Below are 24,083 nucleotides of genomic sequence, written 5' to 3'. Positions count from 1 at the left end.
TACTTTTTTGAACTGTGACTTTATTAAGTATCAGTCATTACCGCTATTCACCATATCAAAAGTCTCCCTTATCTTCGGTTGGAAGTTCCACTTCAATGCTATAGTGGGTCCATAGTACACATCAAACTGGCTTCCATTGCTCCGTAGTTGCATCTGTGCTATGATCCCTGTCAGCACTGTTAAGTTGTCTGTAAGTCCAGCCGAATAATAGACCGATTGCCGTAGAATATCGAAGCGGTCTGGTGCATAATCCTTCGAAGCAAATTTGAACATGATCTCCGTATAATAGGAGATGTTATGTGATAGGAATATTGGATTATCGCCTTGATTCAAATAATGATTGACTCCAAATCGTCCTCTCAACCGTGGAATAATTCGCTTTATGCCGTTTTTGTCGTCAAAGAATTTAGTCTCAAAACGTACTTGCTCAAAGAGACTTCCTTTTGGCATTTTTTGCATGTAGGTTCCCATCAGGATCAATCGACGCTCTAGAATTTCCGGATTTCCAGCTTCTTCTATTTCGTACTTTTTATTGCGGGCATACCCCACGTAAAATTTCATATGTTTAAAACCCGAGTAAATTAACCAAGGGCGCACCACAAAACGCTGAACATAAGCATAGGGGTTTGAATTGGAATAGGCCCCTTGAGTCACCAGCTGCACATCTACCTGTCCAGAAATCTTCCATTTCTCCATCAGAGGAAAGGCTACATCTATTTCTGAAATGGATGCAGGTATAAACCCTATTTCATACCCTGGTTCAGATTGAGAAATAGCGTCTGTTGGATTCAACCCCCAAAATATTATAAAGAAGCAAGCTATTTTGGATATAATTTTCTTTCCAAATCTTATGTTGATTGATCTCATTTGTTTTTTCAATAGACCAGTCTAAATCTACTTAAATTGGAAATTTATATGTGCTATTAAGCATGATTTAAATTAATGCTTAGGGGTTGTGCAAAAGCTGGATATTTTAATTGCAAATACCTTAAGCTTAAAAGTCAACCCTTTATCCATTACCTTAGAGCTAAGTACATTAGCTTCTGAATCCATCTCATTTTAAGGTAGGCTGTAGGATGTGGGATCTTATCCCCATTACTATCATCAACTGAGCGATGGCATATGTGCCCATGATAATAATTCCTGCATCATCAAATGGTTGATAGAATTTGTTCATTGCGATACACGCATCTGAAAAATAAAAGAGCGAGGCGCCGATAAATACCTGCCAAAAGGAAGCTGGATTACATTTGCCATAACGATCTCGCGCAGTGGTGACCATACTTACAATTATAATGATGTACACAATCACTGGAAATTTCAATGCTCCTAAGTTTGGATTGATCATATAGAAAAGAAAAGCTGCAAAGAAATAAATCGGGAGATTGATGAAAAATGTCTTGATGAAGTTCACATTCATAATTGATTCGGGCGCTTTTTGAGCGACCTTGAATCCTATGATGAAGCAAATTTGAGCTAGGAAAAAGGCTCCTATTCCGTATATAAAAAGGTGATCCCATAAAAGTAAAATATCCCCAACTAGGGAGAAAATTAAAGCTGCTAATATGGATTTTGCTAGTAAAGTTGAGGAAATAGGTTTAGTTATAGAGTAGAAATACAGTGCTAAGCCTGAAATTATCAGAGGTTTGGAAAAAAATCTTAGCTCATTTTTTTGTTCAAGGATAAATGCCATATCCGCTAAAGTTGCAAATAAGAACAGGTAAAGCCATAGAATGCTTTTCTTTTTCAATGGGATTATTATTTTGTTGAAATGTGTATAGTTGGAAGTATCATTTGCCTATTCTTCTAAATCAGAATTAAATGCTGTAAATAGACGATTTATCAAAACCTGGATTTTTCCTTAGTTTCCAATTTTTATTCTAAAATACATATAGTTTTACCAGTTAAAGGATAGATAAAATTTTTTTAAAGGATATAAAACAGAATTTTATTCACCTTTCTATGTTAACAAATAGTTAAAATTTGTGAAATTTGAAGGACAAAACTTAACGGTAGCTACCCGTACTTGACTCTGGGTGAATTTACCTTTGCAAGGAATATTTTCAAACCAACTTATATCAAAACGTACAAATTATGAGGCAAAATTTACTTAAAAGTTTGATGGCTCTCGTATTGGTGATTATGGCCAGTATCGGGGTATCTCAAGCACAAGTCACCACGAGTTCGGTGGTTGGGCAAGTGGTAGACGCGCAAGGCGAAGCACTTCCTGGAGCGAATGTAGTCGCAACTCACGAGCCTTCGGGCACACGTTACGGAGCAGTTTCAAATTTAGATGGGAGGTTTACTATTCCGAACATGAGAATCGGCGGACCTTATACTATTCAGGTGAGCTTCATTGGATATCAAGCCGCAGCATATAGCAACGTAGTCCTTAGATTGGGTGAACCCTATTCACTTTCGGCTACATTGAATGATGATAGCACTGAGCTAGGAGAAGTAATCGTATCAGCATCAAAATCTTCTGAATTTGATTCCAACAAAACTGGTACTTCTACAAGTATTTCAACCAAACAATTGACCGATCTTCCTCAGATCAACAGATCTGTGACTGAGTTTACTAGATTAACTCCACAGGCTAACGGTACATCTTTCGCGGGTCGAGATTCTAGATATAACAACCTTCAGGTTGATGGAGCAAATTTCAATAATGGATTTGGTCTAAGCAGCAATCCACTTCCAGGTGGGAACTCTCAGCCTATTTCTCTAGATGCAATTGAGCAAATTTCGGTAAACATTGCTCCTTTTGATGTCACACAATCTGGTTTCACCGGTGCTGGTATCAATGCTGTAACTCGTAGTGGGACAAACATATTTACGGGTTCTGCCTACTATTTCAACAAAAACCAAGATCTACAAGGTAAGAAGATCGAAGATGCGGAACTAGAGGCAGTTGATGCTGCTACTAATAACTTTGGTTTTAGATTAGGTGGCCCAATCATCAAAAACAAATTATTCTTCTTTGTAAATGCGGAGAGAGAAACAAACACAGGTGCTAATGCTTCTGGAGCAAACTTGTGGAGAGCTTCTACCAACGGTGTAGCTGATCCTGAGAACAATATCGCAAGAACTACTGTGGCTGATCTTGAAGCTGTTCAAAGTCACTTGATCAACCAGTGGGGATACGACCCAGGTAGGTACCAGGGTTTTGCTAATGAAGCTGAGCAGTCAAGCACTAAGTTTTTGGCTAGAATTGACTGGAACATCAGTGACAAGCATAAGCTAGCAGTTCGTTACAACCAAGTTGTAGGTACTTCACCTCAGATTACAAACGGGTCTTCAGGTCCAAGACCTAGAACTCCAAATTCAGCACAAAGAGTTAGTCAAAACTCTATGTCTTTTGAAAACGCAGCTTACGGTTTCGAAAATACAGTACGTTCTGTAACCGCTGAATTAAACTCTTATTTCAGTCCGAAGATTTCTAACCAGTTCTTGGCTACTTATTCTAAAATTCAAGATACTAGAACTACACCAGGTGCAGAATTCCCTATGGTGGATATCTGGGATGGTGGAGGAAGAGGTGACGGTACTTGGAACTACATATCTTTTGGTACTGAGCTATTCTCCTATAACAATGATGTGATAAATGATAATTTCTCTTTTATCAACAACTTGACTTATACTGAAGGACGTCATACGATCACAGGAGGTGCCGCATTTGAAATCCAGAAATTTGGTAACTCTTTCGTGAGAATGGGTACTTCTTATTACAGATATGCTTCTGTTGAAGATTTCTTGACTACTGGAACTCCAAATGAAGTAGCTCCAATTATGTTCGGTCTGACTTATCCATACGAAGGTCAGGAGACTTATGCTAGAGTAAACTTCGGTTTGGCCTCTCTTTACGCACAAGACAAGTTTGCGGTAAATGATCAATTGACTTTGACGCTTGGTTTGAGGGCTGAATTGCCTATTTATTTGAACGATCTCACTCCAAACGAAGCGATCAATGATCTTACTTTATTAGATACAGATTATCAACCGAAAAATTACGATTCAGGAAGCTGGCCAAAATCCCGTGTGATGTTATCTCCACGATTTGGGTTCAACTATGACGTAATGGGTGATAGAAGCTTAATCGTTAGAGGTGGTACAGGTATCTTCTCTGGTAGAGTTCCATTTGTATGGTTAACAAATATGCCAACAGGAGCTGGTGTTCTTCAAAATACGATAGAGCCAGGTGACTATGCAGATGTTGAAGAATGGATCGGAAATGTGAGATTCCAGCCTGAAAAATACTATTATGTAGAGAATCCGCCTGCAGGTGCTGAAAATGTATTCATCAAGAACCCTACTCAAGGTGCGCCTAACTCATTTGCTTTGGTTGACACAGATTTCAGAATGCCTATGGTCTGGAGATCAAGTTTAGGAGCTGATTACCAATTGGGGGATTCTCCATTTATGTTGACTGCTGATCTCCTCTACACCAAAGACATCAATGGTGTATTCCAGTTCGGAGCTAACAGAGCAATCTCTCCAGACAAAATGAATAGTGCAGGCGATGATAGAGAAGTGGTTTTGCCAGCAATACCAAATGTTCGTCCAGCCACTAATATAGCTTATAACTCAGCATTGGGTGCTAATAACGCAACTATCTTGACTAATACGGATGTAAAAGGTCATGCATTTAGCGCCACTTTGGGTCTATCAGTCCCTGAATATAATGGCTTCTCTGGTAGTGTGTTCTACACTTACTCCGCAGCTAAAGAAGTAAGCTCTAATTCAGGATCCAGTGCAAGTTCTGCATGGGGAGCTTCTCCAAACATCAACTCTCCAAATGATCAACGTCTGAATATTTCTGACTTCGCTTTGCCAAATAGATTAGTGGCAAACATGAGCTATAGAATTGAATATGCCAATATGTTTGCAACCACTGTAGGTGTGTACTACTCAGGTGCCAATCAAGGTAGACTTTCTTATACTTACGGAAACGATCTAAATGGTGACGGTATTAATGCCGATCTACTTTATATCCCTGAGAATACCGCAGATTTCAACTTTGTTGATATCGTATCTAATGGCAATGTAGTTTACACTGCTCAGCAGCAAAGAGATGCATTTGATCAGTATGTAGCTGACAATGACCTGGAAGAATACAGAGGCAAATATGTGCCTCGAAATGCTATTGTGCAGCCTTGGTTGAGCAGATTCGATGTGAGGGTTCTTCAGGATATCTTTACAAATATCGGTGAAAGAAGAAACACTCTACAGGTTAGTTTGGATGTAGTGAACTTCGGCAACCTGTTAAATAAGGATTGGGGAATTCAGCAAAGAACTAACGGAGCTCAAAACCTTCTTTCTCGCTCTGGCGCAGTTAGTGCAAACCCTAACTATGTGATGAACCAAGTTTCAGGTCAATTACCAACATCACCTTACCAGAATGTAAGTAATTTCTCTACCACCTGGAGCATGCAGATAGGTTTGAGATATATATTCTAAAAGTATATTTCCTACTAAATAAAAGCATCCCATTTCTGGGGTGCTTTTTTTATTTTATACTGAAATTTTGAGCGTATTTTTTGTATTTTCAAGAGACAAATAAATTTCTATCATGAAAAAAAGTTTATTTTTTTTACTATTTGTTTTCACTGTTTTATCTTATGCTTCAGCTCAGGAAGACTCACTTTTATTAAATAACAGAAACATCGTCGTAGGGGAAATCAAATCCATGGATAAGGGTGTATTGACTATAGAGACTGATTATTCCGACGAGGATTTTAAGGTGACTTGGAATAAAATAAGACGTATTTCTTCCAAGACTAATTTCCTGATTACCCTTACGGATGGGCGTAGATTCAATGGAAAGTTGAATTCCCTTGATTCTATAAATGTGCGTATTGATTATTATGATCCGACAAAGATTTTAAAATTGAAGAAATCAGAGGTCATTGACAAAGAGACAGACTTGATAGAGACAGTTCCATTGAGCTCCGTGGTGTATCTAAATGCTGTGGATGAGGGATTTTGGAGTAGGCTGTCAGCCAACTTTGATATTGGCTGGAGCTTGACTAAAGCTAATAACCTTCAACAATTCAATATTCGAAGTGGTCTGGGATACTTGGCTGACCGTTGGAAAGCTACCGCATCTTATAATTCCATCCGTTCCACTCAGGATGAAGTGAATGATATCAAGCGTACTGATGGCACGTTTGCATTCAATTATTTTCTCCAAAGGGATTGGTACTTACTTTATAACCTTACTTATTTATCCAATACTGAACAGCTTATCAGAAGTCGGTTAGGTAATCAAATCGGTTTGGGTAAATATATTATCCATACTAATAAAACCTATTTTGGCTTTCAGACAGGGATCAACTTGAACTCAGAATCTTACTTTGATGATACACCGTCCAGAAATTCCGGGGAAGTTATGCTAGGCACGCAATTGAATTTATATGACATTGGAGATTTGAATTTATTGACCACCTTGACAGCATATCCATCGTTAACAGAAAAGAATAGATTCAGGACAGATTTTAGCCTGGATGTCAAATATGATTTTTTGGATGATTTCTATATAAAAGTGGGTACGACGATGAACTTTGATAATCAACCGATTGAAGGAGCTACCAGCCTCGATTACGTTTTTCAAACAACGGTTGGATGGGAGTTGTAAAACAAGCTTTAGCTTGCCTTGCTAAAATGGCTCGTTAGCATGGGTGATAACTTGCCTTTTACATAGAGCATCCTGTATTTTTTCCATTAGTAGCGAAGATTTGCCATCAGTAAGTTTTATTCGATTTTACTGCCAATTCCGAGTTATTTTTGTTTTCTAACAACCTTAAGATAAGTCTGTAGGTTAACCAACCATGTTATATTATAAAATATTTTCTCATTCGTTGAGTAAGGAATGGGTAGTGTTTATCCATGGGGCTGGCGGGTCTTCGGCTGTTTGGTTTAAACAGCTTAAAGATTTCAGAGAAAAGTATAATTTATTGCTCATTGACCTGAGGGGACATGGTAAATCAGCTGATATTCCGCAGGCGATTTATAATAAAGAATATACTTTCCAGGGAGTGACTGAAGATATTATTGAAGTATTGGATTATTTGAAAATTCCTCCGGCTCATTTCATGGGTGTATCGCTAGGAACAATCATCGTAAGGCAATTGGCTGAGCTGGAGCAATGGCGGGTAAAATCGCTTGTGATGGCAGGGGCAGTCACCCGTCTCACCGTCCAATCCAGGATTTTGGTTTCTTTGGGAAACGCTTTTAAGCGTGTGATTCCTTACATGTGGTTATATAGATTATTTGCTTTCGTTGTTATGCCTAGAAAGCAACACGCAGAATCTAGAAATCTGTTTGTCCGGGAAGCTCAAAAACTCTGTCAGAAGGAATTCATACGTTGGTTTCGGCTGACGAAGGATATCAACCCGCTCTTGAGGTATTTCAAGGAATCCGATTTGGGAATACCTACATTGTATGTAATGGGGGATCAGGATATAATGTTTTTGGAACCAGTTAAGAAAATAATAAAAACGCATACGAATTCAGTACTAAAAATTTTGAGTAAGTGCGGACATGTGGTAAACGTGGAAAGACCTGAAGAATTTAACAGGCTATCACTCGCATTTCTTCAAAATCAAACCCTTTAAGCCTATTACTTTTCTACATGAAATCGAGCAAAACTCCAACTATCAAAAAATGGGATGAATATCTATCAAGCGAGATTCCATCTGACCATAACAAAGCAATAATCAGCAGATGAAAAAGCAAACTAAGACCATATTGATCATTGCGGTTGTCGTTATTGCAGCCGTTGCATATTTCTACCCAAGAATGGATAGCCGGAAGAGCAATGATACAGGTGTGGCATCTGTAGGTGCGGGGCCAGGTACTCCTGCTAATTTGCCTGTAAAAGTGGTGAAACTTGAGAGAGAGACCTTGAGAAATCAACTCTCAATCACAGGTACTATCATACCAAATGAGTCTGTAGACCTCAGATCTGAGATTTCTGGTCTAATCACCAAAATAACATTTAAGGAAGGGGAGTATGTGAGTAAAGGGACTCCGTTACTTTATCTGAATGACGATGAATTACAGGCGCAATTCCAACGTCTTCAGTATACTCAGAAACTTTTCGAAAGTCAGGAAAACAGACAAAAGCAATTGTTGGCGCGGGAGGCTATAAGTCAGGAGGAATACGATATTGTCTTGAACCAATACAATACCACATTATCTGATCTAAAATTAGTAGAAGCCCAACTTTCCAAAACTATTATCAGAGCACCATTTAATGGGATATTGGGATTGAGACAGGTAAGTGAGGGCAGTGTAATCGGAACTGGTGATATCATCGCAAACTTTGTGAACATTGACCCGATTAAGATTGAGTTTTCTATTCCTGAGCGCTACGCAAATCAAGTGACTGTAGGATCTTCTATCTTTTTTTCCAACGAGTCCTCACCTGAGGAAGTGGTAGGCAAAGTATACGCTTTTGAACCACAGATTGATGCTGCTACGCGTACCTTGAAGCTTCGTGCCGAAAGCCCGAATAAAGAAAGAAAATATTTGCCTGGAATGTTCGTAAGAATTCGTTTTGTACTGGGCGAGACGGAAAATGCCTTGATGGTCCCTTCCGAATCCGTGATACCTGAGTTACAAGGATATAAAGTGTTTATAGTCGGGGCTGATAACAAAGCCGAAGAACGTACCGTAGAGATAGGTACACGTACAGATACCCACGTACAGATCACCTCTGGTCTGGAGGTAGGAGATCTGGTCCTCACCACAGGTGTATTACAAGCAACTACAGGCACTTCTGTAGAATTTACCCAAATCAACTAACATGGCTAGCTTATCCAATATAAGTGTAAACAGGCCTGTACTGGCTATCGTGATGTCACTTGTCATCATGCTTTTCGGTGCCATAGGAATTTCACTTTTGGGGATCAGGGAATTTCCAAGCGTAGATCCACCTGTAATCAATGTGCGTACTACTTACGTTGGCGCAAATGCCGATGTAATTGAAGCGCAAATCACTGAGCCTTTAGAGGAGGCGATCAATGGCATCCAAGGGATCAAATCCCTCACATCTACCAGTAACGATGGGTCAAGCAGTATCACGGTGGAATTTGATGTGGGGGCGGATTTGGAGGCTGCAGCAAATGATGTGCGTGACAAGGTATCCGGAGCACAGCGAAACCTTCCTCCTGATGCAGAGCCTCCGGTAGTGTCCAAAGCTGATGCTGATTCAGAACCCATTGTGTTTTTGAATGTGAAAAGTGACGGGAGAAGCCTGTTGGATCTTTCTGACATAGCAGAGAATGTTTTCAAAGAGAGACTTCAGACAATCCCGGGGGTGAGCCGTGTTCAGATTTGGGGCGAAAAAGAATATGCGATCCGGTTGAGAATGGATCCCTTGAAGATGGCGTCCTATGGCGTGACTCCATTGGATGTACTTTCCAAAGTACAAAGTGAGAACGTAGAATTGCCGTCGGGGAGAATCGAAGGAGAGACCATAGAGCTTTCGGTACGTACCAAAAGTAGACTGAGTACCCCGCAGGAATTCAATGATCTGATCATTAAAGAAGATCAAAACAACATTGTAAGATTTCAGGATGTAGGAAATGCAGAGCTGGCAGCATTGAATGAGCGCAGTATTCTTAAGCGAGACGGTGTGCCTATGGTAGGGGTGGTATTGGTGCCACTTCCCGGATCAAACAGTATAGAGATTGCTGATGAATTCTATAGAAGATTGGAATTTATAGAGAAAGATCTTCCGGAGGATGTAGGTCTGGAGATTGGATTTGACAAGACTAGCTATATCCGAAGCTCTATATCTGAAGTTCAGGAGACTATCATTACAGCATTCGTATTGGTTGTCGCAATTATCTTCCTATTCCTTCGTGACTGGCGTACTACTTTTATTCCGGTACTGACTATCCCAATTTCTTTGGTTGGGGTATTTTTTATCATGTACCTCATGGACTTTTCCATCAACGTGCTGACCCTGTTGGGAATTGTACTTTCAATCGGTCTAGTAGTCGATGATGCGATTGTAGTGTTGGAGAATATTTATTCCCGAATAGAAAAAGGGGAAAATCCACAGGAAGCAGCAGAAAAGGGTTCTGAAGAGATTTTCTTCGCGGTAATTGCAACTACTGTTGCCTTGGCTGCAGTATTCTTGCCGGTAATATTTTTGACAGGAACAATAGGGAGACTTTTCCGTGAATTTGGCATAGTGGTAGCAGGAGCGGTGATTATTTCCTCTTTTGTGGCATTGACGATGACTCCGATGTTGAGTTCAAAATTCCTCAAGAAGCGAGAGAAGCATAACCGATTTTATAATTTCACGGAGCCTGGTTTTGTCTGGATAAATGAAAAATATGACCGCGCCCTTGCCAGCTTTATGCAGTTCCGATGGGTTTCCTTTGTTATGATCATAGTGATGGGTTTTGGCATCTATTGGTTATTCAATGAAATCCCTACTGAACTTGCTCCAACTGAGGATAGGGGAGAAATCGTTATCCGTATGAATGGCCCGGAGGGAGCTACCTTCAGCTACATGGATCAGATCATTGATCAAATGGTAGCGGATTTTAATGCTGATTACCCCAAAGACGAGGTAAGAGGGATGGTATCCGTGACTTCACCAGGATTTGGCTCTTCTAGTACTAATTCTGGCTTCGTGCGATTTATACTTACGGATGCTGAAAATAGAGAAAAGACTCAAGGAGAATATTTTAACGAAATAAACCAGAAGCTCAAGAAATATACAGGAGTGAAGGCTTTTGCCTCCCAAGCTCAATCCATCGGAAACAGTCGTGGAGGCCTACCGGTGCAGTATGTGTTGCAGGCCCCAACTCTGGATAAGTTGAAAGAGGTAATTCCTACCTTTATGGAGGAAGTAGGCAAAAGCCCCGTCTTCATTTTCTCCGACATCAACTTGAAATTCACTAAGCCTGAACTTGAAATTGAGATAGACAGGGCTAAAGCTAGAAATATCGGAGTATCGGTACAGGAAATTGCCCGGACTTTACAGCTTTCCTATTCGGGACAGCGGTTCGCATATTTTATCAAGAACGGAAAGCAGTATCAAGTGGTAGGTGAAATGAGGTTGGAAGACAGAAATGAGCCAATTAACCTAAGAATGCTTTATGTGCGTGCAGAAAACGGTTCTTTGGTTCAATTGGATAACCTGGTCACTGTGACGGAAAAAAGTACTCCGCCTCAATTATATCGTTTTAATCGCTTCGTAGCAGGTACAGTTTCCGCCAACCTTGCCGAAGGCTATACGATTGGGGACGGATTGGAAGAAATGGACCGCATCGCAGCTGAGGTACTCGATGAGTCATTCACTACAGATGTATCAGGACCTTCCAAGGAATTCAGAGAGAGTTCAAACAGTTTGCTTTTCGCATTCATGTTCGCTTTGATCCTTATTTATCTTGTGCTATCTGCGCAGTTTGAAAGCTTCTTGGATCCACTTACTATTATGTTTACAGTGCCTCTTGCACTCTTTGGAGCTTTGTTCACACTATGGATTTTTGGATTTACCCTGAATATTTTCAGCCAGATCGGTATTATTATGCTGATAGGATTGGTAACTAAAAACGGTATTCTTATAGTGGAATTTGCCAATCAGAGAAAAGCCACGGGAATGTCAGTTCACGAGGCAATTTTTGGAGCCGCTGTGGCCAGATTCAGACCGATCTTAATGACCAGCTTATCCACTATTCTCGGGATTTTGCCTATCGCTCTAGGTCTAGGAGCGGGAGCAGAAAGCCGCGTACCGATGGGAGCCGCCGTAATTGGTGGATTGACCTTCGCCACCATTCTAACGCTTTTTGTGATTCCAGCCATATATACTTATCTCACTTCCAAAGAAGGAAGATTAGCCAGAATTTAATGAAGAAACTTAGCCTATTGCTCTTATTGAGCATTATTGGAACAAGCTTATATGCCCAAAGCAATGAATCTCTGGATTTGGAGAAAGCTATTACCATTGGTTTGGATAAAAACCTTGATGTAAAAATTGCTGTGGAAACGGTGAATATTCTGGAGGGCAACGAACGGATTGGTGCAGGTGAATACTTGATGCCTAGCTTGGATGCTGCATATACCAGAAGTTTCAGTAGTGAAAATGTGGAGCAGGTTTTCGCAACAGACCCAGAACCCAGAACTATTGATAACGCAAAGTCAAGATCCAAAAACTTTAGCATGGTGGCTATTTATGGGTTTAGACCTGAAAGTTTTATAGTAATGAAGCGCTTGGGTGTGTTAACTGAGATTTCAGAATTGGACGCTAAAGTTGCCGTGGAGAATACCGTGGCTAATATTTCGTCGGCATATTACAGATTGGTGTTGGAGCTTCAGCGTTACGCTGTGCTTCAGCGAACATTAGAGCTAAGCCAGGCGAGATTGGATATTGCAGAAGCTCAATATTCTCTAGGGGGAGCTGGAAAACGCGACTTTCTTACGGCCGAAGTAGATTACAATTCCGATTTGAGTTTGCTATTAGGTCAGGAGCAGGTCATCCAAAATTCAAGGGTTAATCTTAACGAACTGATGGCCTTGAATCCAGATGAGCAATTCACAGTAAACGATACTATCCTTATTGGAGAACCTTTGCTGCTTCAGGATCTTATAGAAAATGCTTTTCTGGAGAATAAAACATACTTGATTACCCAGAGAGAGGAAAATGTTGCATATCTGCAAATGAAAGAACTACGTGCTTCCAGACTCCCTGTGATTAATTTGAACGGCACTTACTCTACCAATACATCCAATTCTGATGCGGGAATCTTGATACAAAACCAGCGCTCAGGTTTCAACTATGGTGGAAATATTCAGTTGAATGTGTTTAACGGATTTACCCTGAACAGAAGAATACAGAATGCTAAAGTTCAGCAGAAAATCCAAGGTCTTGCAGTTGACCAATATGAGATTCAACTCCGCTCTGATATTCACCGTGCTTTTAATACCTATACTACCAACCGTAATCTTCTGGAAGTAGAGCAAAAGAACTATGAAGTAGCAAAAGAGAGCTCTGAAATAGCTCTGGAGAGATTCCGATTGGGAATTGCTTCCTATTTGGAATTTCGCGATGCACAGGTAAATCTACTTACTGCGGAAAACCGATTAATTACCTCGATTTACAATATTAAAGAGCAGGAAATCGAATTGAGAAGGCTATCAGGTAAGATTTTCTTCCAGAATAGTGCTGAGGAGTTTCAGTTGCCCTCGGAAGATTGATGATAAAAAGAGAGTCTACGTTTTATTAGGAGCTTTTTTCCACGAAAAAGTCATTATTCTTTTGGCATAGCATTTGTCAAAGGGCATTCGTGTAACATCCAGAGTCTTACGGCTCTAGTGAATGAAAAAAGTATTATCTCTCTTTACCACTTTAGTAATCCTCTTCCTTTTTGGTGTTCAATGCACTTTTATAGAGAAGAACTTTGGCTCGATATCCAAAGAGGAAACCTACATTCTTGACCTTCCTGGAATTCAGAATCGTGGATTTATCCGAGCTGCTGTGGATAATAATTCCACTGGATATTATATCTATCGTGGTCGCAGAATGGGATACGAATATGAGTTGCTTCGGGACCTAGCCAAAAGATTAAATGTACAGTTGCATCTGGTCATGGTGTCAGATATTGATAGGGCATTTGATTTTTTGCAGGATGGAAAAGTGGATCTGATTGCTATGAACTTAGAGCAGAATAGGGAGCGTTCCAACAAAGCTTCTTTCTCTATTCCTCTTGGAAAAATGAGTACAGTCCTTGTCGGCAATGAATCTTCCGGGAAAATCACTTCTTGGGATCAGCTCGCTTCAGATACTATCTATGTGCGCGAAGGCGCTGTATATAAAGACCAGCTCTGTCATCTTAAAGATTCATTACAATTAAATTATACAGTTGTCCCTACCCCAAATCATGAGGAAACCTTGATCGATCAGGTGGCGGAGGGAAGTATAAAATGGACAATAGCTGATCAGAACATTGCTAGAGTCAATGCTACTTATTATGGCACTCTGGATATTTCGTGGAAGGTTCAGGAAGAAGGAGATGTTTCATGGGTAGTTCGAGGGAATTCTCCTAAACTTCTTGGTTCTTTAAATACTTGGCTAACCGATAAGCAAAAGCGATTTATCCCAGATTTATATGCTAAGTATTTTCTGAATTCAAAAAACAGCTACTTCAGAAGCACAAGTCCATTTTCATCTCTGGCAGGAAACCAGATTTCAGTTTATGATGAGATTATAAAAACCGGAGCTGAGCAACTTGGCTGGGATTGGAGATTGCTGGCATCTTTGGTGTATAAAGAATCCCGTTTTGATACGGTGGCGACCTCGTATGCGGGTGCAAAAGGTTTACTGCAGTTAATGCCTGTCACACTTGAAAGGTTTGGGGTAGATAATCCAAATGATCCCTCAGAGTCTTTGATGGGAGGTGTCAGATACTTAAGATATTTGGATAAGTTTTGGATGGAGAGAGTCCCTGATACTTCTGAGCGTCTAAAATTTGTTTTGGCTTCCTATAATATTGGGCACGGGCATGTTGAGGATGCCTGGAGATTAACATTGAAATATGGTGAAAACACGCAGGCTTGGACATCCGTCTCAAAGTTTTTGGAGCTAAAAAGTGATCCCGATTACTACCGGGATCCTATTGTCAAGAGCGGTTTTGCCAAAGGACATCTGGCAGTAAATTATGTCAAAGACGTGATGTCAGTATTTGAATCCTATAAGGCGCTGGTGGAGCCTTAAGCTCCTTCATGTAGCTCAAACATAGCTTCTACTTCCACCGGAATATTGTCTGGAAGTGTTCCCATCCCTACAGCCGATCTTACCCCAATTCCGTTTTCTTCTCCCCAAACTTCTGCAAATAGTTCGCTACATCCATTGATGATATAGGGATGGCGCTCAAAAGTGGAAACGCAGTTTACCATTCCCAATACCTTGATTACGCGCTTTACCCGGTTGAGCGAGCCCAGGTTTGCCTTGATGGTAGAAAGCATCGCTAGTCCTACTTGTCTAGCTGCCAGTTTTCCCTCCTCCATATCCAAGTCCTGTCCAATTCTTCCAATGATAAGACTGCCATCATCTTGCACGGTACCATGGCCAGAAAGGTATAGATATTTACCATCTATTAAGCAGGGCTTGTACACACCAAGCGGCTTGGGTGCAGGAGGAAGGTTGAGATTAAGTTTAGAGAAATTGCTTTCTGGAGTTTGCATATTGTATTGTTTTTTGAAAATAAAATTAAACGAAAATATCAAGGATCAGTACGCCGACTAAGCCGGAAACAGCGACTATGGTTTCCATGAGAGACCAGGATTTGATGGTGTCTTTGATGCTAACGTTGAAAAACTCCTTGTACATCCAGAACCCTGCATCATTAAAATGGGAAAACATCAAGCTTCCTGCGCCAATGGACAATACCAAAAGATTTGGATCCACATTCATTGTTGTCACCAGAGGTGCTATGATTCCAGCGGTTGTGAGACCTGCAACTGTAGCTGACCCCACACAAACACGGATAATGGCTGTAATAATCCAAGCCAATATGAGTGGGTGGATATCCCAGCTTTGAAGGCCTTCGGCTATCACTAAACTCACACCGGTGTCAGTAAAGATTTGCTTCAAGGCACCTGCACCTGCTACGATCAGAAGTATCATTGCGATGTCTTTGGTCGCCACTGTGTACAGATCCATGATTTCCTTCATGGAGAAGTTACGATTTAGACCTAGGGTATAAGTTGCTATCAATACCGAAACGAGCATAACAATCCCCGGATCTGCTACGAAAGCAATTAGAGGAGCTAGGCTGCTCTCTGGAGAGATATTTAAATTCAGGGCGGTAGTTCCTACTAGAAGAAATACGGGTAGCAACGCCGTAAAAAAGCTGTTTGAAGTGGACGGAAGCTCAGATTCAGGTTTTGTCTCTGCCTGGAAAGTTTTCAGAGGCTCTGCCTTCATATTCTTTAGCGTTCTGGCGAAAAGCGGTCCAGCAAGAGCAATCGTAGGAATGGCAATCATAAATCCATAGAAAAGTGTCAGCCCCATATTGGCATCAAACTGGGCAACCAAAGCTGCTGGCGAGGGATGTGGAGGCAAGAAGCCATGGGTCACAGAGAGCGCCGCCAAAAGTGGAATACCTACATAGACTGCTGAGATTTTATATTGATAAGCCACAGTGAATGCCAAGGGGACTAAAAGTACAAAGCCCACATTGTAAAATAGAGGGATTCCCACTACCAAACCTGTGATAGACATTGCCCAGGTTATGTGCTTTTGTCCGAATATTTTCATCAAAAACCCTGCGATACGCTGTGCAGCCCCCGATTCCGCCACGAGTTTGCCAAGCATGGCACCCATTACAATGACGATGACCAAGTCGCCAAGAAGCACTCCCATACCTCGTTGTACAGATCCGGCGATTTGATTAGCAGGAAGGCCTAATAGAAATCCAGCGGAAATAGAGGAAATTAAAAAAGCTAAAAATGGATTGAGCTTAGCCCATACAATCAATAGAACAAGGATCGCTATACTAAGAAGTACAAGTAGAATGGTCATGGGAATAGGTTGGGTTTAGCTGGCTAAGATAAAAAACATTGGCAAATTAGGGTTTTACCAATTGATATTGTTGTATAAATGGGAGCTAGCTAAAAAAATGAAAGCTTTTGGTACTCATTTTAACTGATTAGCTTAATTACTGATCAAGGACACCAGATGTAAAGCATAATTAGATTTTTTTTGAGAGTAAGTAAACTATTACCTTTTAATCCATCTGGTTTTGAGAAAGGTTTCAGCATTTGAAAAAGTAATTAAGTACAGCCCAGGATTCAGTGCTTCAAGTTTCTCGGAAAATTCAATTTCATTGTAGCTAAAGGATGATATGGATAGACCTTGAAAAGTATAAATTCTTATTTCTGAATTTTCATAATTGAAATCTTCTGGAAAGACTACGCGGACTTTGCCAGAAAAATGAGGATTGGGCCAAATTGAAAATTGAGTATTTGAAGGACTAGGATCATTTTCCAGTTTAACTACTTCGCTTATAGATTCCTGTCCGAAAAAATTCAAGACCTTGATTTTATAGTAAGTTGTTAGTGGTTTTGAGTAGTCATCATCAATAAATGAATAGATGGAAGGTAACTCAGAATCTCCTTTACTCTCAACTTCACCAACTTTTGTCCAATCTTCTGGTGGATTTTCAGATCTGAGAATCTCAAAGATTTTGTTGTTGTTTTCAGCTGCCACTGACCAGTTAACTTTCTTGATATTGTTGCTGATTTTGGCAGAAAGTGATAACCAAATAACAGGAAGGATGCTCAGCGTACGGTAACTTCCCACAGTAAAGTTTTTGCCAGGCAAATCATCAAAAGTGAGGCTTCGTGTAGCCCAAAGGTTATCTTCATCGAGGTTTTCAATATGTGTCCCTGGAGCTGCATATCCAGTGCAAACCAGCCGAAGATCCTCCGGCTCATCTACAATAAGCTTGTCTGCTGAAATGCGTAATTCCACAGGATTTGAAGAGCTGACTAATCCAGAAAAAGTAAAATAACTGAACAGTCGATAGAGAATAGGAATACCTCCTGTATCTTCAAAACCTGGATTGAAATCTGCGCCTTCATATTCTGTAAAGTTTATGTTGAGATTTCCTCCGACATTGGTTCCAAGTAATTGAACCTTTCTAATTCCACCTTGGTAGCGATCACCAAATGGGAAAGTACCATTGGTTGGGTTGAAAGTAGAAGGAACATTTGCATACGTGAAGGAAGAGAGATTTTCCCAAGAACCTCCTTGATAGTTAAGTGACCCTATATTAGAACTGTTTATGGTTAGGCTATTATCCTGGAAATTCAGTTTACCATTTGTCATAGTTAGATTCCTCAGGACATTTAAATTTTGGTTTAGTCTGACTTCCCCTCCAGATTTGTTTACAGTTAGATCTTGGGGGCTAAGGCCAAATCCGGAAATAGTTTGAACATCAGGTCCTGAGAAATTGATATGCGAAGTATTGGTAAGAAATTGTCCAGTTCCGGATCTTATCATGTCTCCGGTGACAGTTATCGTGGAAGGAAGAGTAATACTTTGGGAGCCTTGAATCTCCAGATCATGAAAAATGAGAGGCAATGTAGAACCTGCATATGATTTTGAAATGAAATTCTGAGTGCCGGAGTTTTTGTTGAAAGTAACTTTCCCATTCAATTGAAAAGAAGCAGCTTCGATTCGCGGCGATGTTCCTTCTAAAATTAATTCCCCTCCGGTCTGCAGGTCGAATAGGGCAGCACTTACAGATCCTGAAATAGATCTTGATATTATGTTATCGTTGCATTCAGATATAAACTTACCGTTTGCTTCAATGATAAAATCTCCAAATGCTCCACCAGGGTTAAAACTCGTTTCTGTATTGAAGGTAATCGAAGAACAAAAATTTGGGATGACCGAAATATCTAATTTTTGTCGTACGATTCCAGAGCGGATAATAAAACGTACAGCCTTTATAGGCTCCTCAATAGTCAATGTAGCACCGATACCAGGATCAAAAATAACGGAATATCGGCTTTGAGTAGAAAAACCGCTCCAGGAGTCTTTAGGTATAATAACTCTTGAGTTCCCCCTGAAAGTTAAAGTACTATTGATAGAATTCCCTATCCAGTTTTGGCTGTTCCAAGTACCTGCAGGAGTACCAGGTGCTGATCCTGAAAACGAATTGAGCGATCCATAAAGATTTAAATTTCTTCCATTTAGGTTTAATTTTTCTCCGGCTCCCGTTTCAGCATTAATAAAGAGACTTTTTACCTCTTCATTGGCAGTTAATGTGACTTTATGAGTTCTATCTATATAGATATCATTGATTGATGTCGGCTTACTGCTAGCAGGGTTCCAGACTAGCCCATCGTAAATTTGCCATATGGCAATATTTCCAAAATTACCAGAGGCAATAGTCCTGTATGCTCCCGTTTCTTGACAGAATGAATTGTTTAAGTAAAGGCAACAAAATGCAACTGCCGAGATTATGAGGTATATTCGGCCCTGAAAAAGTCCAATAGGGGCCAAAATTTTGCCCAGAATCTTCATGATAAAAAATTATTTTAAAAAGCTACTATCAATTTAATAAAATGAATTTTAAGAAAATAATATTTAGTTTATTTTTTTTACTGATATTCAGTGGTTTAGGTTCATTACAGGCACAACAGTATCAAATCAGTCTGCTGACCTGCGATCCGGGGGATGCGATTTACAGTTCCTTTGGGCATAGCGGAATTCGGGTGTTGGAGCTGACTACAGGTAGGGATGTGGTGTATAACTATGGTACCTTTGATTTCGGCGCTCCAAATTTTGTACTCAACTTTGCCGGAGGCCGACTGGATTATTACCTCTCTGTTTCGACGTTTGATCGCTTTCTAGCAGAATACGAGTACTTCCATCGTAGTATGCGTGAGCAGGTATTAAATCTCAATGAAACTCAGAAATTGGAGCTAATCCGGTTTTTGGAAACCAATTATCTGCCGGAGAACCGCGCTTACCGTTATGACTTCTTCTTTGACAATTGTGCAACGCGTGTCAGAGATGCTGTTGATTCGGTATTGGGTGATCAGCTTGTCTGGCATGATGAGGCTCAGGAGAATACTGATAAGTCTTTTAGGGAATTGATAGATGAGATGGTATTATATATGCCATGGTCAGACCTAGGGATAGACATAGCTTTGGGATCCAGGCTTGACCGGGATGCTACCCCGTTAGAAGAGCAGTTTTTGCCCAAGTATATGGAGGAATCATTTGCCAGAGCAGGGATACAAGGCGATGGGCCTACGCGACCCTTAGTGACCGAGAGCAGAGTGATTCTTGATTTTCCGATCGAGAAAGGTTCTTTTGGATTAATGAATCCTTACTTGTTATTTTGGATTGTGGCCATAGTCTTTACAGCCATTACTTTTATAGGCTTTAAGAAAAAAAAGCTTTTTATAGGTTTTGATGTTGCTCTGTTTGGATTGGTAGGTTTGGTAGGATTGGTGATCTTTTTTCTTTGGGTCGATTCAGAAATCCCATCTACAAAATACAATTGGAATATCCTTTGGGCTTTTCCGGGTCACCTATTCTTAGCTATTGCATTAATTAAGAAAACGATCAAGCCTTGGGTTTTGAAGTATTTACTTTTTGCGTTGATTATGGCAGATGCTGCTGTCGTTTTCTGGATATTGGGCTGGCAATCCTTTCACCCAAGTCTAATTCCTCTGCTTTTGGTATTAATTCTCAGAACAAATTATTTGTATTATAACCTAGGCAAATTCAAGCAAGTGGTTTGATTTAATTCCAAGTTTTAAGAATAAGCCTGCTCGGCTGAGAACATTCTAATTCAGATTTTTCTGTCAGAGCAGAGGCGAGAATTATTTATTCCCCAGAGCTATTAAGTCATCTAGTTTAGGGTAATATATTCTTTCCCTTTAAACTTTTGCATAGGGTATTGATGTTGGGTATTTTCGGACTAAGCTTATGGAATTCAAACTTACCTCAGATTATCAACCTACGGGAGACCAACCGAAGGCTATAGAACAGCTCACTGCTGGCGTAAACAATGGCGATCAAGCTCAGGTATTGCTAGGTGTGACAGGTTCTGGGAAAACTTTTACAGTTGCCAATCTTATTCAACAAACACAGAGGCCAACGCTGGTTCTAAGTCATAATAAGACCTTGGCAGCTCAACTTTATGGAGAGTTCAAACAGTTTTTTCCTGAAAATGCGGTCGAATATTTTATTTCTTACTACGATTATTATCAGCCAGAAGCATTTATACCCACTTCCGGCACTTATATAGAAAAGGATCTCTCTATCAATGAGGAAATCGAAAAGCTACGCCTGAGTGCTTCATCAGCACTGCTGACAGGCAGAAGGGATGTGATTGTAGTGGCTTCTGTGTCTTGTATATATGGTATTGGCAATCCTACTGAATTTGGTAAAAATGTAATCAAGCTTCAGGAGGGTGACCGGATTCCCAGAAATCAGTTGTTGTTTAAGTTGGTGGATATTTTATATAGCCGTACACAGCTTGACTTGACTCGCGGGACTTTTCGGGTGAAAGGCGATACTGTTGATATTTTTGTGGCTTATGCTGATTGGGGATATCGGATTTTCTTTTGGGGGGACGAGATAGAAGCGATTCAGCGATTTGATCCGGCAACAGGCAAGAAGCTCAATGACGAAAAGATCATCTCCATTTTTCCGGCAAACCTATTTGTGACTGGAAAAGATACTTTACAGACAGCCATTCATGAGATTCAATATGACATGGTGGATCAGGTTAATTTCTTCGAAAGGGAAGGAAAATTCATGGAAGCAAAACGACTTCAGGAGCGAACCGAGTTTGATTTGGAAATGATGCGCGAGTTGGGCTATTGCTCAGGCGTAGAGAACTATTCCCGATATTTTGACAGAAGGGCTCCTGGCGCAAGGCCGTTCTGTTTGTTGGATTATTTCCCAGATGATTATCTCCTTGTTGTGGATGAGAGTCATGTGACATTGCCACAGGTACGTGCAATGTGGGGTGGAGACAGATCCCGTAAAATCAATTTAGTGGATTTCGGATTTAGACTTCCTTCAGCTTTGGACAATAGACCCTTAAAGTTTGAAGAGTTTCAGGATTTGACAAATCAAGTGATTTATGTTTCTGCTACACCGGCAGATTATGAATTGTCACTTTCAGAAGGTGTGGTAGTGGAGCAGATTATTCGCCCAACTGGTCTTTTGGATCCTACTATTGAAGTGAGACCTAGCCAAAATCAAATCGATGATTTGCTTGAGGAAATAGATCAGACTATCAAGTCTGGGGCGAGAACGTTGGTTACGACCTTGACTAAACGAATGGCAGAAGAGTTGCAAAAATTCCTTGAAAGAGCTGGAGTAAAGTCCCGTTACATTCACTCTGAAGTTAAAACACTAGATCGGGTGGAAATTCTTCGGGAGCTTCGATTGGGTATTTTCGATGTACTTGTCGGAGTGAATTTATTAAGAGAGGGATTGGATTTGCCTGAGGTTTCTTTGGTAGCGATTCTGGATGCTGATAAGGAAGGTTTTTTGAGAAACGAACGAAGTCTAGTGCAGACAATTGGTCGAGCCGCTAGAAATTCCGAAGGTCGAGTAATTATGTATGCAGATAAGATAACAGAATCTATGCAATCTGCGATCGATGAAACTAAGCGAAGAAGAGCGTTGCAGATCGAATACAACAAGGAGCATGGTATTACGCCAACTACTATCTTGAAATCGCATGACAAAATCATGGGACAAACCAAGGTCGCCGACTCAAAGAAAAATGCTAAGTTCTATGCTGAGCCTATGCCAGGTGAAGAAAGCATGGCTGCTGATCCTGTGGTTCAATATCTAAGTAAAGACAAGTTGGAGAAATTGATTGCTCAGACTCAGAAGTTAATGGAGAAAGCTGCGAAGGAACTTAACTTCATGGAAGCAGCACGACTACGAGATGAGTGGCAATCCCAAAAATCCAGATTGGATCAGTTAAACCGCGGAGTGAGCAAATAGGCTTAATCGATCTAAAATACAGTAAAAATGACTCTTCAAGAGGTGAAGTTGCTCGCTGCAAAAGGCGAGGGGCAAAGGATAGAATTTAAGAAGAAAGCGACTTTTCCTGAAAAGATTGTTCGTGAGTTAATCGCCTTTGCAAATACTTCTGGTGGAGATTTACTGATCGGTGTGGATGATGATGGGACCGTAAGTGGTCAGCGATTTATTGAGGAAGAGGTATTTGTGATGGAAAAAGCGATTAAAGAGCTGATTTTTCCCCCGTTAGAATACGAGCTGTTTTCCTTGAAACTTAATGAGAAAAAAGGAGTTGCAGTTTTTAAGGTTGGGTATAGTCCAAATAGGCCACATTATTTAAAAGAAAAAGACAGAAAGCAGGCATTCATTCGTGTAGCTGATCGCTCAGTACAGGCGAGCAGGGAAGTTTGGGAGATATTGAGGCGAGGCAAAAACCCAAGAGATATGGTTTTTACTTATGGGAGAAAAGAAGAGATCTTGATGAAGGCTTTAGGCGAATCCGATAAAATTACACTTAGGGAATTCTCAAAGTTGGCGAATCTGCCAAAGTTTTTAGCCTCCAAAACCTTAGTCCGATTGGTTCTGGCAAATGTGCTTCAAATTCATCCTCAGGAATCAGAGGATTATTTCACTTTGAAGGAATAGGTAATTCTATCCCAGTCCTTTCGGTAAAACCAATATTCCCCTGAAGACCTCCTGAGTGGATCATTAAGATTTTTGAGTCTTTTGGGAAATACCCTTTATTAACCAAATCCCAGATTCCGAAAGCCATTTTTGCTGTATATATGGGGTCTAGAATTACCTCAAAATTTTCATAAAACCACCAGGTAAAATCGATTAACTCTTGTTTATGTTTGGCGTAGCCACCGAAGTGATAATTGGTAAAGATCTCGTAAGACCCTTGGCTTTCGAGGTTGTTTTTCTCGATTAGATCAGCAATTTCTTTGTGAATGAACTCTCCTTTTAATGAGGAAAAACCAAGTAATTTCTGATGCTCTGAAAGTGAAGCATATAGTCCTGCGAAAGTCCCTCCTGTTCCTATGGAGGAGCAGATATGCGTAAACTGATAGTCTTCAGAGTCTAAAATTTCTTGGGTTCCTTTAATAGCTAGGTCATTGGTTCCACCTTCTGGAATCAAGTAAAAATCCCCGAACTTATCTTGTAAAGTAGCTAGAAACTCAGGGTCAGTTTTATTTCTATACTCATTTCTATCAATATAATAGAGCTCCATTCCTAGCTCTTCTGCATGTGCCAAGGTTGAATTGAGAGGCTCTGTTCTTTCACCACGAATAATTCCAATTGAAGCTAGATTTTCAGCTTTAGCAGCTTCCGCGGTCGCGTAGATATGGTTAGAAAAAGCTCCTCCAAAGGTCAGTATCCTGTTTTTTCCTTCATTTTTAGCTTTTTCAAGATTGTATTTCAGTTTAAAAAATTTGTTTCCCGTAACTCCAGAATTGACTAAATCAAGACGCTTAATTGCTAATTCAATACCCTTTTCTTCTAATAAAGAATGTCTAAGAAGCGGAGTAGGAACTGGATTTGGGTGGAGCATTTA

16 protein-coding genes are annotated in these 24,083 nt (G+C 40.4%); 10 read left to right on the top strand and 6 right to left on the bottom strand.

Going from position 1 to position 24,083, the window contains the following annotated elements:
• Positions 1 to 30 precede the first annotated feature (30 nt).
• Positions 31 to 867 carry a DUF2490 domain-containing protein gene (locus AACZ73_RS01310; protein ID WP_339874712.1) on the bottom strand — a complete coding sequence of 279 codons (837 nt, stop codon included), beginning with the start codon at positions 865 to 867 and terminating at the stop codon, positions 31 to 33.
• A 187-nt stretch (positions 868 to 1,054) separates the two neighbouring features.
• On the bottom strand, positions 1,055 to 1,750 hold the full coding sequence (locus AACZ73_RS01305) for a lysoplasmalogenase (protein WP_339874711.1): 696 nt from the start codon (positions 1,748 to 1,750) through the stop codon (positions 1,055 to 1,057).
• Positions 1,751 to 2,094: 344 nt separating this feature from the next.
• On the opposite strand from AACZ73_RS01305, the gene AACZ73_RS01300 reads away from it, so the two are divergent.
• The 7 genes from AACZ73_RS01300 (at position 2,095) to AACZ73_RS01270 (ending at position 14,731) form a co-directional block, all read left to right on the top strand.
• Positions 2,095 to 5,457 carry a carboxypeptidase regulatory-like domain-containing protein gene (locus AACZ73_RS01300; protein WP_339874709.1) on the top strand — a complete coding sequence of 1,121 codons (3,363 nt, stop codon included), beginning with the start codon at positions 2,095 to 2,097 and terminating at the stop codon, positions 5,455 to 5,457.
• Between the two features lie 112 nt (positions 5,458 to 5,569).
• Positions 5,570 to 6,634: a DUF481 domain-containing protein gene (locus AACZ73_RS01295; protein ID WP_339874707.1), complete on the top strand. Its 1,065-nt coding sequence runs from the start codon at positions 5,570 to 5,572 to the stop codon at positions 6,632 to 6,634.
• Between the two features lie 193 nt (positions 6,635 to 6,827).
• The gene (locus AACZ73_RS01290) at positions 6,828 to 7,613 is read left to right on the top strand and encodes an alpha/beta hydrolase (RefSeq protein ID WP_339874706.1); all 786 of its coding nucleotides are present in this window, start codon (positions 6,828 to 6,830) and stop codon (positions 7,611 to 7,613) included.
• A 109-nt stretch (positions 7,614 to 7,722) separates the two neighbouring features.
• Positions 7,723 to 8,805, top strand: a complete 1,083-nt coding sequence (locus tag AACZ73_RS01285; RefSeq protein WP_339874704.1) for an efflux RND transporter periplasmic adaptor subunit — start codon at positions 7,723 to 7,725, stop codon at positions 8,803 to 8,805.
• A 1-nt stretch (position 8,806) separates the two neighbouring features.
• Positions 8,807 to 11,869, top strand: a complete 3,063-nt coding sequence (locus AACZ73_RS01280; protein ID WP_339874702.1) for an efflux RND transporter permease subunit — start codon at positions 8,807 to 8,809, stop codon at positions 11,867 to 11,869.
• Complete coding sequence (locus AACZ73_RS01275; RefSeq protein ID WP_339874701.1) at positions 11,869 to 13,215, top strand: TolC family protein; 1,347 nt, start codon at positions 11,869 to 11,871, stop codon at positions 13,213 to 13,215. Before AACZ73_RS01280 ends, AACZ73_RS01275 begins: the two co-directional genes overlap by 1 nt.
• 121 nt (positions 13,216 to 13,336) lie before the next feature.
• Entirely contained in the window at positions 13,337 to 14,731 is a 1,395-nt protein-coding gene (locus tag AACZ73_RS01270) for a transporter substrate-binding domain-containing protein (RefSeq protein ID WP_339874699.1), read from the top strand.
• Here the strand turns inward: AACZ73_RS01270 and AACZ73_RS01265 are convergent.
• The 3 genes from AACZ73_RS01265 to AACZ73_RS01255 form a co-directional block, all read right to left on the bottom strand.
• Positions 14,728 to 15,201, bottom strand: coding sequence for a RidA family protein (locus tag AACZ73_RS01265; RefSeq protein ID WP_339874697.1), 474 nt, complete (start codon positions 15,199 to 15,201; stop codon positions 14,728 to 14,730). The genes AACZ73_RS01270 and AACZ73_RS01265 overlap by 4 nt on opposite strands.
• A 25-nt stretch (positions 15,202 to 15,226) precedes the next feature.
• Complete coding sequence (locus tag AACZ73_RS01260) at positions 15,227 to 16,540, bottom strand: gluconate:H+ symporter (protein ID WP_339874695.1); 1,314 nt, start codon at positions 16,538 to 16,540, stop codon at positions 15,227 to 15,229.
• Positions 16,541 to 16,738: 198 nt separating this feature from the next.
• Positions 16,739 to 19,051, bottom strand: a complete 2,313-nt coding sequence (locus tag AACZ73_RS01255) for a T9SS type A sorting domain-containing protein (RefSeq protein WP_339874693.1) — start codon at positions 19,049 to 19,051, stop codon at positions 16,739 to 16,741.
• Positions 19,052 to 19,092: 41 nt separating this feature from the next.
• Between AACZ73_RS01255 and AACZ73_RS01250 the strand changes: the two genes are divergently transcribed.
• The 3 genes from AACZ73_RS01250 to AACZ73_RS01240 all read left to right on the top strand — a co-directional run bounded on the left by AACZ73_RS01250 (position 19,093) and on the right by AACZ73_RS01240 (position 23,173).
• Positions 19,093 to 20,280, top strand: coding sequence for a DUF4105 domain-containing protein (locus AACZ73_RS01250; protein WP_339874692.1), 1,188 nt, complete (start codon positions 19,093 to 19,095; stop codon positions 20,278 to 20,280).
• A 187-nt stretch (positions 20,281 to 20,467) separates the two neighbouring features.
• Entirely contained in the window at positions 20,468 to 22,510 is a 2,043-nt protein-coding gene (gene uvrB / locus AACZ73_RS01245; RefSeq protein WP_339874691.1) for an excinuclease ABC subunit UvrB, read from the top strand.
• 27 nt (positions 22,511 to 22,537) lie between these two features.
• Positions 22,538 to 23,173, top strand: a complete 636-nt coding sequence (locus AACZ73_RS01240) for an ATP-binding protein (RefSeq protein ID WP_339874689.1) — start codon at positions 22,538 to 22,540, stop codon at positions 23,171 to 23,173.
• On the opposite strand, the gene AACZ73_RS01235 is transcribed toward AACZ73_RS01240, so the two are convergent.
• Positions 23,157 to 24,080, bottom strand: coding sequence for a pyridoxal-phosphate dependent enzyme (locus AACZ73_RS01235; protein ID WP_339874687.1), 924 nt, complete (start codon positions 24,078 to 24,080; stop codon positions 23,157 to 23,159). The two genes, AACZ73_RS01240 and AACZ73_RS01235, sit on opposite strands and share 17 nt — an antisense overlap.
• Positions 24,081 to 24,083 lie beyond the last annotated feature (3 nt).

Source organism: uncultured Algoriphagus sp., from assembly GCF_963974835.1.
Taxonomy (GTDB): Bacteria; Bacteroidota; Bacteroidia; order Cytophagales; family Cyclobacteriaceae; genus Algoriphagus.
Note: the sequence above shows the minus strand (reverse complement) of the source record. Positions and strands in the feature narration are given on the sequence as shown.

Bases quoted from the DNA above. Each gene is read 5' to 3' on its own strand.
- AACZ73_RS01310 (WP_339874712.1), bottom strand. From the start codon at position 867: ATGAGATCAATCAACATAAGATTTGGAAAGAAAATTATATCCAAAATA.
- AACZ73_RS01300 (WP_339874709.1), top strand. From the start codon at position 2,095: ATGAGGCAAAATTTACTTAAAAGTTTGATGGCTCTCGTATTGGTGATT.
- AACZ73_RS01295 (WP_339874707.1), top strand. From the start codon at position 5,570: ATGAAAAAAAGTTTATTTTTTTTACTATTTGTTTTCACTGTTTTATCT.
- AACZ73_RS01290 (WP_339874706.1), top strand. From the start codon at position 6,828: ATGTTATATTATAAAATATTTTCTCATTCGTTGAGTAAGGAATGGGTA.
- AACZ73_RS01285 (WP_339874704.1), top strand. From the start codon at position 7,723: ATGAAAAAGCAAACTAAGACCATATTGATCATTGCGGTTGTCGTTATT.
- AACZ73_RS01280 (WP_339874702.1), top strand. From the start codon at position 8,807: ATGGCTAGCTTATCCAATATAAGTGTAAACAGGCCTGTACTGGCTATC.
- AACZ73_RS01275 (WP_339874701.1), top strand. From the start codon at position 11,869: ATGAAGAAACTTAGCCTATTGCTCTTATTGAGCATTATTGGAACAAGC.
- AACZ73_RS01270 (WP_339874699.1), top strand. From the start codon at position 13,337: ATGAAAAAAGTATTATCTCTCTTTACCACTTTAGTAATCCTCTTCCTT.
- AACZ73_RS01265 (WP_339874697.1), bottom strand. From the start codon at position 15,201: ATGCAAACTCCAGAAAGCAATTTCTCTAAACTTAATCTCAACCTTCCT.
- AACZ73_RS01260 (WP_339874695.1), bottom strand. From the start codon at position 16,540: ATGACCATTCTACTTGTACTTCTTAGTATAGCGATCCTTGTTCTATTG.
- AACZ73_RS01255 (WP_339874693.1), bottom strand. From the start codon at position 19,051: ATGAAGATTCTGGGCAAAATTTTGGCCCCTATTGGACTTTTTCAGGGC.
- AACZ73_RS01250 (WP_339874692.1), top strand. From the start codon at position 19,093: ATGAATTTTAAGAAAATAATATTTAGTTTATTTTTTTTACTGATATTC.
- uvrB (WP_339874691.1), top strand. From the start codon at position 20,468: ATGGAATTCAAACTTACCTCAGATTATCAACCTACGGGAGACCAACCG.
- AACZ73_RS01240 (WP_339874689.1), top strand. From the start codon at position 22,538: ATGACTCTTCAAGAGGTGAAGTTGCTCGCTGCAAAAGGCGAGGGGCAA.
- AACZ73_RS01235 (WP_339874687.1), bottom strand. From the start codon at position 24,080: ATGCTCCACCCAAATCCAGTTCCTACTCCGCTTCTTAGACATTCTTTA.